This is a genomic window from Pseudomonas sp. HR1 (assembly GCF_030175875.1).
Lineage (GTDB): Bacteria > Pseudomonadota > Gammaproteobacteria > Pseudomonadales > Pseudomonadaceae > Chryseomonas > Chryseomonas oryzihabitans.
The window spans coordinates 352,650-366,022 of sequence record NZ_JASNRF010000002.1; the positions used below are offsets into that span (position 1 = coordinate 352,650).

The following is a 13,373-nucleotide window of genomic DNA, read 5'->3' on the forward strand; positions in this document are numbered from 1 at the left end:
TTCAGGCCTGGGCAGTGAGCGCGGGAATCAGGGGCGGCAGCGCCGGCATGGCGGCGCGCGGGATGAGTGCACCGGGATGCTGGATGACCGTGGCGGCGAGGCGATGCCCCCAGGCGGCGGCCACCTCGGGCGCCCCGCCCTGGAGGCGGCAGGCCAGGTAGGCGGCGCTGAAGGAATCCCCGGCGGCGGTGGTGTCCACCACTCGGGCCACGGCTTCGCCGGCCACCTCCTGGCGCCCCTGGCGATGCTGCAGCAGGCAGCTGCGCGCGCCGCGCTTGAGCGCCACCTCGGCCACGCCCCACTCGGCGTACTGGGCAAGCAGCGCCGCCTCGTCGGCAAAGCCGAACAGCGCGGCGTCGTCCTCCCAGGTCACCAGCGCCAGGTCGGCGAGCTGCAGCAACCGGTGATAGGCCGTGCGCGCCGCCTGCAGATTCGGCCATAGCCGCGGCCGGTAGTTGTTGTCGAAGACGATGCGGGTGCCGGCGGCGCGCGCCTGGCGCAGGGCTTCCAGCAGCCGCTCGCGACCGGTATCGGTCAGCACCGCCAGGCTGATGCCGCTGAGATAGAGCAACTGATACTCGGCCAAGGCCGCCAGCAGCGGCTGGGCCTCGGCGCCGTCGAAACACTCCCGCGCCGCCGCCTCGCCCCGCCAGTAGAGGAACCGCCGCTCGCCGTCGGCATCGGTCTGGATCAGATAGAGTCCCGGCAGACGCCCGGGCAATACCCGCACCCGCGCGTCACTCACCCCCTCCTCCCGCCAGCGTGCGCGCATGGCCTGGCTCAGGCTGTCGTCGCCCACCGCGGTAAGGTAATCCACCTGCACCGGGTCATCCCCGAGCAGCCGCCGCAGATAGACCGCCGCATTCAGGGTATCGCCGCCAAAGGCCTGGCCCAGCTGGCCATCTTCCTGACTGCGCAACTCGACCATGCATTCGCCGATGAGGCCGATGCGGGTCAGGGGGGACGAAACGAGGGGTAGCGTCATGCAGACTCCTGAGGATGGTCCGGAACCCGGACGCGGCAGGCGGACACCGCCAGGCCGGTCACGCCGGGATCGAGGCGAAAGCTGCGCCCGGCCAGGGGTTGCGCCTGGCGGGCGGAATCATCGAGACCCACCCGGGCGGTGGTGATCAGCAACTGCTCCAGGCGCGCGCCATAGAAGGCGCAGGAGGTGACCCGCGCCACCGGCAGCTCCACCCAGGCGAGCAATACGCCCTCGGCGCTCCAGCGACTCAGGCGATAGCCGTCCCAGTGCGCGATCCACAGCGCGCCCTCGCTGTCCACGGCCAGGCCATCGGGCACGCCGGGCTGCTCGCCGAAGTCGATGAGGGTGCGCCCGCGACCGACCTGGCCGCTGGCGAGATCGAAGTCGAAGGCCTGCACCCGGCGGGTGGGCGAATCTATGTAGTAGAAGGTCCGGTTGTCCGGGCTCCAGCCCAGACCGTTGGACACGGTGATGCCGTCGAGCACCTGATGCAGTTGGCCATCCAGGTCCAGGCAATACAGCCGGCCACCGCCGGGCGCCTCGTCGAGCAGCGTGGTGCCCAGCCAGAAGCGGCCGAGCGCATCGCACTTGCCGTCATTGAAACGGTGCTGAGGCCCATGGACCGCCCGGGGCGGCTGCGCAATGGGCGTCGCCTGGGCGGCGCCGGCGGCCAGGCGCCAGACGCCGTCGCTCAGGGCCAGCCAGGTGGAGCCGTCGATATGGGGCACGGCGCAGCCCAGCGGTCGGCCGAACTCCAGCACCTCGACCGGAGCCGCCGGCTGCGGCGCGGCGCGCAACAGGCGACCGGCGAGGATATCCACCCACAGCAGCCTCTCCTGCCGGGTATCCCAGACCGGGCCTTCGCCCAGTTCATCGCTATGGTCGAACAGGCACTCAGGTGGCGCCATGCTGGGTCTCCTCCACGAAGCGCAGCGGTATCAGCACCAGCAGGCAGCTCAGGGCGAGCATGGCGTAGCTCCAGTGCCAGCCGAAATGCTCGATCACGTAGCCGGCCACCGGCCCCACCAGAAAGCCCGCCAGGCCCAGGCCCACGCCAATCAGCAGACCCAGGCCGCTGCCGGCCGCGCGGGGCGAGGAATCCACCGCCAGCGAATAGAGCACCACATAGGGCGAATTGCGGAACAGGCCCCAGGCCAGCAGCAGGGTCCAGGCCATGGCGCGGCTGTCGATGAACATGCACAGCGCCACGCAGATCGAGAAACCGACGGTCAGGATGCCCAGCGCGAACTTGCGGCCGCGGTGATCGCTCAGCGTCCCCCAGAAGATCTGCCCCGCCCAGCCCACCAGCCCCGAGGCGCCGGAGATCACCGCGGCCTCGGCCAGGCTCAGCCCCAGCTGGCTGGTGAGCTGGTAGGTCAGAAAGGTGGCCACGCCCATCTCGGTCCAGAGAAACAGGAAGTTCATCACCAGGCAGAGGCGCACGTTGCGCTCGGCGAAGGCCTGGCGCAGGTTGCTCAGCGGATTGCGCGAGACCGGCGCGGCGGTGTCGACCGGCACGGTCAGCCGTTGCTCGCGGATCCAGGCATAGACCTGTTCCTCGTTGCGGCGGCGGCCCAGGTAGAGCTGCAGCAGGATGATCGGCAGACCGATCAGGGGAATCCAGAGAAAGGTGGCGCGCCAGTCGCCATTGGCCAGGATCAGCCCCATCAGGACCGGGCCGACGAATTGCCCCAGGGGCATGCCGGTATGGTGGACGCCCAGGGCGAAGCCGCGATTTTCCTTTTGCCAGAATTCGCTGGCCACGGCGATGTTGACCGGCTCCATGGCGCCGGTGCCCAGGCCCATGGTGAATCTCAGCACCTGCAGGGCGCCCAGCGAGCGCGCGTACACGGTGGCGAAGGCCGAGCCTATGGTCAGGGCGCAGGCCCCCACCCAGCTCCAGGCACGGCGGTGGCCGGTGCCGACACTGTCGGCCAGCACCCCCACCACCAGAGCGCCGATCAGGGTGCCAACGAAACTCAGCGAACTGAGCCAGCCACCCTGGGCGGCGTCCAGTCCGAATTCCTGCATGATCGCCGGCAGCACGGTCGGCAACAGCTGGCGATCCACCGAAATCATCAGCATCGCCAGGGTGGTGATGCCCAGCATCTGCCAGGACACCGGATGGGCGCGGGGCAGCCAGCGGGGAGTATGAGCGGCAGGCGCCAATGCGCCCGGGGCCTTGGTCATGGATTTCATCGTCGCGGGTTCCGTTGTTGTTTTTGTTCGCACCGCCGGCGACTGCCAGCGGTGAGAGAAGACCCTTACGCGCGAAATGCTTTGGAACGTTGTTCCATTCGCTGGCGGACAGTGTTGCTGGCCTTTCCCGCATCCGTCAATCAGAATGGAACAGTGTTCCGGCAACCAGGCGACCGGCGGTCCCCATGGAAAAGAATCAGCAACTCGGCAATGACATGGTCAGCGCCGTCGGGCGCACCCTGGCGGTGCTCGAAGCCCTCGGCGAGCGCGAGGACGACTGCGGCGTCTCGGAGCTGGCGCAGCAACTGGACCTGTCGAAGAGCACCGTCCACCGCTTCCTGCAGACGCTCAAGGCGCTGGGCTATGTGGTGCAGGACGCCGAAGACCGCTACCGCCTCAGCGTCAAGCTGTTCGAACTGGGCGCCCGCGCCCTGCCCCAGCTGGAGCTGGTCCGCGAAGCCGAACCAGGCATGCGCCTGCTCAACGACCTCACCGGCGAGACCGTCCACCTCGGCATCTTCGACGAGGGCGCCATCGTCTATGTGCACAAGCTCGATTCGCGCTACACCCTGCGCATGTATTCGCGTATCGGTCGGCGGGCCCCGCTGTATTGCACCGGGATCGGCAAGGTGCTGATGGCCTGGCGCCCCGAAGCCGAGGTGCGGCAGATCCTCGCCCAGGAAACCTTTGTCCGTCGCACGCCCAACACCCTCGACAGCCTGGCCGCCTACCTCGCGGAACTGGCGCGGGTTCGTGAGCTGGGCTTCGCCGAAGACCACGAGGAATTCGAGGCCAACATGAGATGCCTGGCGGCGCCGATCCGCGATCGCTTCGGCCAGGTCATCGCCGGCCTGAGCGTGTCCTTTCCCTGCTTCCGCTTTCGCGAAGACCTCAAGGCCGAGTACGTCGAGCAGATGCTCGCCACCACGGCGCGCATCTCGGCGCAGATGGGTGCCCCGGCCGGCTAGCGCCAGCCGGGATCGTCGGTCCCACGAGGGCACTGATTCGGGCGTCCAGCCATAGTCAGACCAATGGTCCTATGGCCGGCTCGGCCTTAAGCCGCCGCTAAGCCACCCCCTATAGCGTGTGATGCACATCACAACTCCAACCCGGTGTCCCGCCGGGGCTACCCTCACGGTGACTGTCATGATGATGCGCACACTCAAGGTGGGTCGCCGGTCGGCCTTGGCCTTCTCGGTTATCGTAGTAATCGTCATCGCGCTCGGGGCCATCGCCCTGATCCAGATGCGGCAACTCAGGCAGTCGGAAATCGAGGTGGAAACGGACTGGATGCCCAGCGTCCGCCAGGCCGGTCAGATGACCGCGGCACTGCTCAGGTTGCGCCTCGAAAGCCTGAGAGCCCTGGGCACCCGGGATCCCGCGCGCCAGCCGGAAATGGCCATGGCCCTGGTCGATCTGCGCAGCCGCTTCGCCACCGGGGTAAAGGACTATGCACCCCTGGTGTCCAGCGATGCGGAGCAGCGGCTGTACCAGGCGGTGCAGGACGGGGCCACGGCTTATCTGGGCCTGCTGGACAGCTTCGAGACCCTTTACCGCACGGGGGATCTGCCCGGTGCCGAGGCCCTGGCCAACGGTGGCATGCGCGCGGCCGCCGACCAGTTGCAGACGCAGATCGAAAACCTGGCCGCGCTGAATGACCGGGGCGCCGTCGCCTCGGGCATCGAAGCGGGACGGATCTACGACCACGGCCTGGCCTGGGTCGTGGGGCTGATCCTCGCCACCCTGCTGGCCACCATCGCCCTGGCCTTCCTGCTGACACGCAGCATCACCCTGCCCATCGGCGAAGCCCTGCGCATCGCCCAGCGGATCACCAACAAGGATCTTGCCGAAGACATCCAGGTCACGGGTCGCGACGAGGCCGCCGGCCTGCTGACCGCCCTGGCCGGCATGCAGGCCAATCTGCGCGATACCGTGGCCCATCTGGCGGACAGCTCCAGTCAGCTGGCCGCCTCCGCCGAGGAGATGACCGCGGTGATCGACGCTGGCAATCGCGGCCTGCTCAGGCAAAACGACGAGATCGGCCAGGTGGCCACGGCGGTGACGGAAATGAGCGCCGCGGTGGACGAGGTGGCGCGCCACGCGGAGGAAAGCGCCGGCGCCTCGCAACGGGGCAGCACCCTGACCCAGGCCGGTCTGCAACACGTGGCCGCGACCCTGACCGCCATCGAACGGCTGGCTACCCAGGTCGATCAGAGCAGCGGCCAGATCCAGACGCTGTCGGGACGCGCCCAGGCCATCAGCAATGTGGTCGACGTCATCCGCGCCATCGCCGAGCAGACCAATCTGCTGGCGCTCAATGCCGCCATCGAAGCGGCACGCGCCGGCGATCAGGGTCGCGGCTTCGCCGTGGTCGCGGATGAGGTCCGCGCCCTCGCCCACCGCACCCAGCAGTCGACGCGGGAGATCGAGGCCATGATCGGCACCATCCAGCAGGATTCGACGGACGCGGTGAAGGCCATGCAGCAGAGCAGCCAGACCGCCGAACAATCCCTGGCCGTTGCCCGGGAAGCCAACGGTGCCTTATTGGCCATCGCCGGAGCCATGAACGGCATCGACGAGCGTACGGCGCTGATCGCCACGGCCGCCGAACAACAGGCCCTGGTGGCCAAGGACATCGACCGGGGCCTGATCAGCATCAAGGACCTGTCCGACCAGACCGCCGCGGGCGCCAGTCAGACCTCCAGCGCCAGCAATGAGGTGTCGCGCCTGGCGGCCGGTCTCCGTCAGGTGGTGGCGGAATTCGTGATTTGACCGGGGCCGGCGCTGGCCGCCAAAACGGCGCCAGTCCGCGAAGGATCGGCCGGCCTTTTCTCCAGGCACAAAAAAAGCTGCCCTAGGGCAGCTTCTCTTGCGTCGTTCGGGCAGTTCAGAGGACCCGGAACGACTCGTATGGCGCGGCGGACGGGACTCGAACCCGCGACCCCCGGCGTGACAGGCCGGTATTCTAACCGACTGAACTACCGCCGCGCATTGCGTGCACCTTGCGGAACACTTCCCGAAGAGTTTGGTGGCTGATGACGGGATCGAACCGCCGACCCCCTGCGTGTGATGCAGGTGCTCTCCCAGCTGAGCTAATCAGCCATCCCCTTCGGGTGACGCGCATTCTCCTCGTAGCCCCTTGATCCGTCAAGGATTTTTCCAATTTTATTTTTTACGGGCGCTATTCCAGGTAGATCATCTTGCGGGTCATGCCACCGTCCAGGGTGATGGCCTCGCCGGTGATGAAACCGGCGTTGCCGCCGAGCAGCCAGGCCACGCAGGCCGCCACGTCCTCCACCGTCCCTACCCGTCCGACCGGATGCTGCTCGTGGTCGGCGGCGGACAGCGGTTCGGCCTCGCGGACATGGGCATCGCGCGCATCGATCCAGCCCGGGCAGAGGGCATTCACCCGCACTTCCGGGCCGAGGCTGACGGCCAGGGCATGGGTCAGGGCCAGCAACCCGCCCTTGCTCGCGGCATAGGCTTCGCTGTGGGGCTCGGACTGCCGGGCGCGGGTCGAGGCGATGTTGACGATGGCGCCCTGCTGCTCGCGCAGATAGGGCGCGCAATGCTTGGCCAGCAGCATGGGGCCGTCCAGATTCACCCCGAGCACCTTGCGCCACTCGGTCAGCGCCAGGCTTTCCAGCGGCTGGCCCTGGGCGGTGGCGAGACCGGCGTTGTTGACCAGGGCGTCCAGCCGACCGAACTGGCCGATCACCTGGGCCACGGCGGCCTCCACCTGACCCTCGTCAGCCACGTCCAGAGCCACGAACCAGGCGCGCTCGCCGAGTGCGGCGGCCACCTTGGCGCCGCGCTCCTGCTCGATATCGGCCACCACTACCCGCCAGCCTTCGGCTATTAGCCAGGCGGCGATACCCAGCCCGATCCCACGCGCCGCGCCGGTGACCAGGGCGACACGCAGCTCTACCGGTGCGAACGTCAGACTCATAGCGCCGCCAGTCCGCGGGCCAGGTCCTGGCGCAGATCGCCCAGGTCTTCGAGACCCACGGCGATGCGGATCAGGCTGTCGCTGATCCCGGCATTGGCGCGCTCGGCCGGCGACAGCCGCCCGTGCGAGGTCGTCGCCGGGTGGGCGATGGTGGTCTTGGTATCGCCCAGGTTGGTGGTGATGGAGATCATCCGGGTGGCGTCGATGAAGCGCCAGGCGGCGTCGCGCCCACCGGCCACCTCGAAGCTCACCACGGCGCCAAAGGCGCTCTGCTGGCGGCACGCCAGCTCATGCTGCGGATGGCTTTCCAGGCCGGCATAGTGGACCCGCTCGACGCCGGGCTGGCCTTCCAGCCACCGTGCCAGCTCCAGTGCGGTCTGGCTGTGCGCCTGCATGCGGATCTTCAGCGTCTCCAGGCCCTTGAGGAACAGCCAGGCGTTGAAGGGACTCAGGGTCGGGCCCGCGGTACGCAGGAAACCCACCACCTCTTTCATCTGCTCGGCACGACCGGCGACCACGCCGCCCATGCCACGACCCTGACCGTCGATGTACTTGGTCGCCGAATGGATGACGATGTCGGCACCCAGCGCGAGCGGCTTCTGCAGCGCCGGGGTGCAGAAGCAGTTGTCGACCGCCAGCAGCGCGCCCCGGGCATGGGCGATCTCGGCCAGGGCGGCGATGTCCACCAGCTCCGCCAGGGGATTGGACGGCGACTCGACGAAGAACAGCCGGGTGTTGGGCTTGCAGGCCGCCTGCCAGGCGTCCAGATCGGCCAGCGGCGGATAGTCCACCTCGATGCCGAAGCGCTTGAAGTACTTCTCGAACAGACTGATGGTCGAGCCGAACACGCTGCGCGAAACCAGCACATGGTCACCGGCGCTGCACAGGCTCATGACCATGGCCAGGATGGCCGACATGCCCGAGGCGGTGGCCACCGCCTGCTCCGCGCCTTCCAGGGCCGCGATACGGGTCTCGAAGGTACGGACCGTGGGGTTGGTGTAGCGCGAATAGACGTTGCCCGGCACCTCGCCGGCGAAGCGCGCCGCGGCATCCGCGGCGGTCCGGAACACGTAGCTGCTGGTCAGGAACAGGGCTTCGCCATGCTCGCCTTCCGGCGAGCGCTGCTGCCCTGCCCGCACCGCCAAGGTCTCGAAGGCCGCGCCCTCGAGATCACTGTCCAGGCGTCCGGCATCCCAGTCTTGGCTCATGTGCAGCTCCTTAGTCGTTGTAGAGATCGATGATGGCGCTGACCGCCTTGTGCTTGACCTTGGCCGCGTCGTTGCGCGCCTGTTCGATCCGGTTCAGATAGGCGGCATCGACGTCGCCGGTGATGTACTCGCCATCGAACACCGCGCAGTCGAACTGCTCGACCTTGGGTGCCTTGCGGGTACGCACGGCTTCCTGCAGGTCCTGCAGATCCTGGTAGATCAGCCAGTCGGCGCCGATCAGTTCGCCGACTTCCTCGGTGGTGCGGCCGTGGGCGATCAGCTCGTGCACGCTGGGCATGTCGATGCCGTAGACGTTGGGGAAACGCACCGCCGGGGCCGCCGAGCAGAAGTAGACCTTCTTGGCGCCGGCTTCGCGGGCCATCTGGATGATCTGCTTGCAGGTGGTGCCGCGGACGATGGAGTCGTCCACCAGCATCACGTTCTTGCCGCGGAATTCCAGTTCGATGGCGTTGAGCTTCTGGCGCACCGACTTCTTGCGCGCGGCCTGGCCGGGCATGATGAAGGTTCGGCCGATGTAGCGGTTCTTGACGAAGCCCTCGCGGAACTTGACGCCCAGGTGATTGGCCAGCTCAAGCGCCGCGGTGCGGCTGGTGTCCGGAATCGGGATGACCACATCGATGTCGTGTTCGGGGCGCTCGCGCTGGATCTTCTCGGCGAGCTTCTCGCCCATGCGCAGGCGCGCCTTGTAGACCGAGATGCCATCGATGATGGAATCCGGACGCGCCAGGTAGACGTGCTCGAAGATGCAAGGCGCGTATTGCGGATTCTGCGCGCACTGGCGGGTGTAGAGGCGACCGTCTTCGGTGATGTACACCGCCTCGCCCGGCTCCAGATCACGGATCAGGGTGAAGCCGAGTACGTCGAGGGCGACGCTCTCGGAGGCGATCATGTACTCCACGCCGTATTCGGTGTGACGCTGGCCGAAGACGATGGGACGGATGGCGTTGGGATCGCGGAAGCCGACGATGCCGTAGCCGGTGATCATGGCCACCACGGCGTAGCCGCCACGGCAGCGCTCATGAACCTCGGAGACCGCGGCGAAGACGTCGTCCTCGGTCGGCTGCAGCTTGTTGCGCACCGCCAGCTCGTGGGCGAAGACATTGAGCAGCACCTCGGAATCGGAGGTGGTGTTGACGTGGCGCAGATCGGATTCGTAGATCTCGCGGGACAGCTGCTCGACGTTGGTCAGGTTGCCGTTGTGCGCCAGGGTGATGCCATAGGGCGAGTTGACGTAGAACGGCTGCGCCTCGGCGGAGCTGGAGCTGCCGGCGGTGGGATAGCGCACGTGGGCGATGCCCATGTGGCCGACCAGATGCTGCATGTGCCGCTGCTGGAAGACGTCGCGGACCAGGCCGTTGTCTTTGCGCAGGAAGAGTTTACCGTCCAGGCTGGTGACGATACCGGCGGCATCCTGACCGCGATGTTGAAGGACGGTGAGCGCGTCGTACAAAGACTGGTTGACGTTCGTCTTGCCCACGATACCTACGATGCCACACATGTGACGCGACCCCACTGTTTCAAGTGATGCGACGGCGGACCATCGCAGGATGACCCCGCAAGGCGAGGCCTGGAAAAGCGTTCAAGGAGCCTTGGGCCCCAGCTGCGGCAGCAGTTGCAGACTGGGCATGGGCGTCGCGCCCAGCCACTGGCCGGCAAAGCCCAACAGCAGATTCTTCGACCAATCGGCCACCAGCAGAAAATGTGGAACCAGCACCGACTGCTGCCACCAGCCATCCTGCTGGACCGGCCCCAGGCTCAACAGCCCCACGGCCACTGTGATCAGCAAGGCACCGCGGGCGGCGCCAAAGGCCATGCCGAGAAAGCGATCGGTGCCCGACAATCCGGTGACGCGGATCAGTTCGCCAAGCAAGAAGCTCACCAGGGCACCCACCAGCAGCGTCAGCACGAAAAGAATGACACAGGCGGCGATCACTCGCCCGGACGGCACCTGAATATAGTCGACCAGATAGGTGGACAGTGCCCCACCGAAGACCCAGGCCACGCCACCGGCAACGATCCAGGTGGCCAGTGACAACGCTTCCTTGACGAAGCCGCGCCTGAGACTGATCAGGCTGGAAACGATGACAACGGCGACGATCGCCCAGTCCACCCAGGTGAAGCCCACGGCAAGGTCCACTTACAAAAAGGCCCTGCATTCTAGCAGAGCCTTGTGACCGGGTTAACCGCGCTCCGGCTGAAAGCGCACGACGAAACCCTTGACGCCATTCTGCTTGTTGAGCTGATCGCGCAGCCGATCCGCCTCGCTGCGCTCTATCACCGGTCCGACGAAGACGCGATTCATGCCGTCGGCGGTGCGCACATAGGCGTTGTAGCCCTGGCTGCGGAGCTTGGCCTGCAGGGCGTCGGCGCTGGGCCGGGACGACAGGCTGGCGAGCTGGACCGACCAGCTGTTGGGCAGATTGGCCGCGCCCAGCCGCGAGTCCGGCTTGGCCGCCGGCGCCGGTGTAGCTGCGGGTGCCGCCGGCGCGCTTGCGACGGGCGCAGGGGTGGCGGGCGCCTTGGCGACCGGCGCGGCAGGCTGGGATTGGGCAGGCGCGGGACTTACCGGCGCATTCTGCGTCGGCGCCTGGCCGGCGGTACCGGCAATGGGGGTCTGCGGCTTGCCGAGCGGCTTGGCCGGCTCGTCCGGTACCACCACCACGGGCGGCGCCTCGGGCGTCTGCACCGGCTGCACCTCGGTCGCGGGCACCGTGGGTGCGGCCGGCTGGGGCGGCGCCTCGACCGCCACCTTGCGGGCGTCGTCCTGGCGATTGAAGAGCATGGGCACGAAGATGATGATCAGCGCCAGCAGCACCAGCGCTCCGATGACTCTTTGCTTGAGCATGGGTTATGCCTCCGCGGATTCGGATGGGGAAGAGAGCTGCGCGAGCACCTCGGCGACGCTGTAGAAGGAGCCGAACACGACCACCTCGTCGTCGGCCGCACTGGCGGCCAGTTGCGCCTCGAAGGCGGCCAGCAGGGAGGCATGGGCCTCGGCCTGGACACCGCGTGCAGCCAGGCGTGCGGCCACCTCGGCCCCGTCGCGACTGCGCGGGGTCGGCAGGGTCGCCACCGCCCAGCTGGCGAACAGGCCCTCCAGGGGCGCCAGGATGCCGTCCAGGTCCTTGTCGGCGAGAACGCCGAATACCGCGCGACGCACGCCGGCGATTGGCTTCATGGCCAGGCGCCGGGCCAGGTACTCGGCGGCGTGGGGATTGTGGGCCACGTCCAGCAGGACGCTACGGGTCTCCCCTGCCCGCTCGACCTGGCGGCGATCGAGTCGTCCGGTCATGCGCGTCGCCTGCAGGGCCGCGGCGATCTGCTCCGGCAGCCAGGGCTGGTCGAGCAAGGCGTAGGCCTGCAAGGCCAGGGCGGCATTTTCCATGGGCAGGTCGAGCAACGGCAGACCGGGCAGCGCCAGGGCGTTGCCCTGGGCATCGCGCCCGCGCCAGAACCAGCCGGCGCTCTCGATCTGCAGGTCGAAGGCTTCGCCGCGCAGCAGCAAGGGAGCACCCAGGCGCTCGGCGACTTGGATCAGTGGCGCGGGGGGCTCCAGATCGCCACAGAGGGCCGGCTTGCCGGCGCGGAAGATACCGGCCTTTTCCACGGCGACGCTTTCGCGGGTGTCGCCCAGCCATTCGGCGTGGTCGAGGCCGATGCTGGTGACCAGCGCCAGATCGGCGTCGATCAGATTGACCGCGTCCAGGCGTCCGCCCAGACCGACTTCGAGGATGGCGACGTCCAGCCGGGCACGCTCGAACAGCCAGAAGGCCGCCAGGGTACCCACTTCGAAATAGGTCAGGCTGATCTCGCCCCGCGCGGCTTCCACCGCGGCGAAGGCGGTGCACAGATCGCTATCGCTGGCCAGGGTGCCGTCCACATCGACGCGCTCGTTGTAGCGCACCAGATGCGGCGAGGCATAGACGCCGACCCGCTGTCCGCTGGCGCGCAGCAGACTGGCGAGAAAGGCGCAGGTGGAGCCCTTGCCGTTGGTGCCGGTCACGGTCACCACCCGCGGGGCCGGCCGGGTCAGACCCAGCCGCTGCGCGACCTCGCGCACCCGGTCCAGGCCCATGTCGATCGCCGACGGATGCAGCTGCTCGAGATAGGCCAGCCACTGCGCGAGGCTGCGCGAAGCCATCAGGCCGCCGGTACCGGCTGGTGCTGGAAGGTCGCCAGCAGACGCGCCAGGCGATCACGCAATTCCTTGCGCGAGACGATGATGTCGACGGCGCCGTGCTCCAGCAGGAATTCGCTGCGCTGGAAGCCTTCCGGCAGCTTTTCGCGCACGGTCTGCTCGATCACGCGCGGACCGGCGAAGCCGATCAACGCCTTGGGCTCGGCGACGATGACGTCACCCAGCATCGCCAGACTCGCGGAGACGCCACCATAGACCGGATCGGTCAGCACCGAGATGAAGGGGATGCCCTCTTCGCGCAGACGCGCCAGCACCGCGGAGGTCTTGGCCATCTGCATCAGCGAGATCAGCGCTTCCTGCATCCGCGCACCACCCGAGGCGGAGAAGCAGATCAGCGGGCAACGCTCTTCCAGGGCCACGTTGGCCGCGCGCACGAAGCGCTCGCCGACCACGGCGCCCATGGAGCCACCCATGAAGGAGAATTCGAAAGCACAGACCGCCACCGGCATGCCCTTGAGGGTGCCGCGCATGGAGATCAGGGCGTCTTTTTCGCCGGTTTCCTTTTGCGCGGCGGTGAAACGGTCCTTGTACTTCTTGCTGTCGCGGAATTTCAGGCGGTCCACCGGCTCCAGCTCGGTACCCAGTTCTTCACGACCCTCGGCGTCGAGGAAGATGTCCAGGCGGCGTCGCGCATTGATGCGCATGTGGTGACCGCACTTCAGGCACACGTCCAGGTTCTTTTCCAGCTCCGGACGATAGAGGACCGCTTCGCAGGCCGGACACTTGTGCCAAAGACCTTCCGGCACCGAACTGCGCTTCACCTCGGACCGCATGATGGAAGGAATCAGTTTGTCGACCAGCCAATTGCTCATG

General features: G+C 67.5%; 12 protein-coding genes, 2 tRNA genes and 1 pseudogene. 3 read left to right on the plus strand and 12 right to left on the minus strand.

Annotation, left to right across the window (positions count from 1 at the left end; genetic code table 11):
- Position 1 precedes the first annotated feature (1 nt).
- Genes QKY98_RS08945 through QKY98_RS08955 form a run of 3 tightly spaced genes read right to left on the minus strand, consistent with a single transcriptional unit; the run spans position 2 to position 3,175 of the window.
- Positions 2–985, minus strand: a complete 984-nt coding sequence (locus QKY98_RS08945) for a sugar kinase (RefSeq protein ID WP_074582790.1) — start codon at positions 983–985, stop codon at positions 2–4.
- The gene (locus QKY98_RS08950) at positions 982–1,893 is read right to left on the minus strand and encodes an SMP-30/gluconolactonase/LRE family protein (protein ID WP_284670723.1); all 912 of its coding nucleotides are present in this window, start codon (positions 1,891–1,893) and stop codon (positions 982–984) included. The genes QKY98_RS08945 and QKY98_RS08950 overlap by 4 nt, the downstream gene beginning before the upstream one ends.
- Complete coding sequence (locus QKY98_RS08955; RefSeq protein ID WP_223855444.1) at positions 1,880–3,175, minus strand: MFS transporter; 1,296 nt, start codon at positions 3,173–3,175, stop codon at positions 1,880–1,882. Before QKY98_RS08955 ends, QKY98_RS08950 begins: the two co-directional genes overlap by 14 nt.
- 194 nt (positions 3,176–3,369) lie before the next feature.
- On the opposite strand from QKY98_RS08955, the gene kdgR reads away from it, so the two are divergent.
- From kdgR to QKY98_RS23950, 3 genes and pseudogenes are all read left to right on the plus strand, one after another.
- A complete protein-coding gene (gene kdgR / locus QKY98_RS08960) occupies positions 3,370–4,152 on the plus strand; it encodes a DNA-binding transcriptional regulator KdgR (protein WP_027599650.1) in 783 nt (260 codons plus the stop codon).
- Positions 4,153–4,336: 184 nt separating this feature from the next.
- Positions 4,337–5,101, plus strand: a pseudogene (locus tag QKY98_RS23945) (MCP four helix bundle domain-containing protein); the annotation flags it as partial.
- Positions 5,102–5,167: 66 nt separating this feature from the next.
- The gene (locus QKY98_RS23950) at positions 5,168–5,956 is read left to right on the plus strand and encodes a methyl-accepting chemotaxis protein (RefSeq protein WP_394373010.1); all 789 of its coding nucleotides are present in this window, start codon (positions 5,168–5,170) and stop codon (positions 5,954–5,956) included.
- A 139-nt stretch (positions 5,957–6,095) separates the two neighbouring features.
- Here QKY98_RS23950 and QKY98_RS08970 read toward each other — a convergent pair.
- The 9 genes from QKY98_RS08970 to accD form a co-directional block, all read right to left on the minus strand.
- Positions 6,096–6,172, minus strand: a tRNA-Asp gene (locus tag QKY98_RS08970).
- 38 nt (positions 6,173–6,210) lie between these two features.
- Positions 6,211–6,286, minus strand: a tRNA-Val gene (locus QKY98_RS08975).
- A 79-nt stretch (positions 6,287–6,365) separates the two neighbouring features.
- Positions 6,366–7,133 carry an SDR family oxidoreductase gene (locus QKY98_RS08980; protein ID WP_284670725.1) on the minus strand — a complete coding sequence of 256 codons (768 nt, stop codon included), beginning with the start codon at positions 7,131–7,133 and terminating at the stop codon, positions 6,366–6,368.
- Positions 7,130–8,341, minus strand: coding sequence for an O-succinylhomoserine sulfhydrylase (locus tag QKY98_RS08985; RefSeq protein ID WP_044342554.1), 1,212 nt, complete (start codon positions 8,339–8,341; stop codon positions 7,130–7,132). The genes QKY98_RS08980 and QKY98_RS08985 overlap by 4 nt, the downstream gene beginning before the upstream one ends.
- A 10-nt stretch (positions 8,342–8,351) precedes the next feature.
- On the minus strand, positions 8,352–9,860 hold the full coding sequence (gene purF, locus QKY98_RS08990) for an amidophosphoribosyltransferase (RefSeq protein ID WP_007158654.1): 1,509 nt from the start codon (positions 9,858–9,860) through the stop codon (positions 8,352–8,354).
- A gap of 81 nt (positions 9,861–9,941) precedes the next feature.
- Positions 9,942–10,487 (minus strand): CvpA family protein, encoded by a 546-nt coding sequence (locus QKY98_RS08995; RefSeq protein WP_007158655.1) that lies wholly within the window; start codon positions 10,485–10,487, stop codon positions 9,942–9,944.
- Between the two features lie 54 nt (positions 10,488–10,541).
- The gene (locus QKY98_RS09000; protein WP_027599653.1) at positions 10,542–11,207 is read right to left on the minus strand and encodes an SPOR domain-containing protein; all 666 of its coding nucleotides are present in this window, start codon (positions 11,205–11,207) and stop codon (positions 10,542–10,544) included.
- A gap of 3 nt (positions 11,208–11,210) precedes the next feature.
- Positions 11,211–12,503, minus strand: a complete 1,293-nt coding sequence (gene folC / locus QKY98_RS09005; RefSeq protein WP_108583045.1) for a bifunctional tetrahydrofolate synthase/dihydrofolate synthase — start codon at positions 12,501–12,503, stop codon at positions 11,211–11,213.
- Positions 12,503–13,372 carry an acetyl-CoA carboxylase, carboxyltransferase subunit beta gene (gene accD / locus QKY98_RS09010; protein WP_007158658.1) on the minus strand — a complete coding sequence of 290 codons (870 nt, stop codon included), beginning with the start codon at positions 13,370–13,372 and terminating at the stop codon, positions 12,503–12,505. Before accD ends, folC begins: the two co-directional genes overlap by 1 nt.
- Between the last annotated feature and the right edge of the window lies 1 nt (position 13,373).

Bases quoted from the DNA above. Each gene is read 5' to 3' on its own strand.
- QKY98_RS08945 (WP_074582790.1), bottom strand. From the start codon at position 985: ATGACGCTACCCCTCGTTTCGTCCCCCCTGACCCGCATCGGCCTCATC.
- QKY98_RS08950 (WP_284670723.1), bottom strand. From the start codon at position 1,893: ATGGCGCCACCTGAGTGCCTGTTCGACCATAGCGATGAACTGGGCGAA.
- QKY98_RS08955 (WP_223855444.1), bottom strand. From the start codon at position 3,175: ATGACCAAGGCCCCGGGCGCATTGGCGCCTGCCGCTCATACTCCCCGC.
- kdgR (WP_027599650.1), top strand. From the start codon at position 3,370: ATGGAAAAGAATCAGCAACTCGGCAATGACATGGTCAGCGCCGTCGGG.
- QKY98_RS23950 (WP_394373010.1), top strand. From the start codon at position 5,168: ATGACCGCGGTGATCGACGCTGGCAATCGCGGCCTGCTCAGGCAAAAC.
- QKY98_RS08980 (WP_284670725.1), bottom strand. From the start codon at position 7,133: ATGAGTCTGACGTTCGCACCGGTAGAGCTGCGTGTCGCCCTGGTCACC.
- QKY98_RS08985 (WP_044342554.1), bottom strand. From the start codon at position 8,341: ATGAGCCAAGACTGGGATGCCGGACGCCTGGACAGTGATCTCGAGGGC.
- purF (WP_007158654.1), bottom strand. From the start codon at position 9,860: ATGTGTGGCATCGTAGGTATCGTGGGCAAGACGAACGTCAACCAGTCT.
- QKY98_RS09000 (WP_027599653.1), bottom strand. From the start codon at position 11,207: ATGCTCAAGCAAAGAGTCATCGGAGCGCTGGTGCTGCTGGCGCTGATC.
- folC (WP_108583045.1), bottom strand. From the start codon at position 12,503: ATGGCTTCGCGCAGCCTCGCGCAGTGGCTGGCCTATCTCGAGCAGCTG.
- accD (WP_007158658.1), bottom strand. From the start codon at position 13,372: ATGAGCAATTGGCTGGTCGACAAACTGATTCCTTCCATCATGCGGTCC.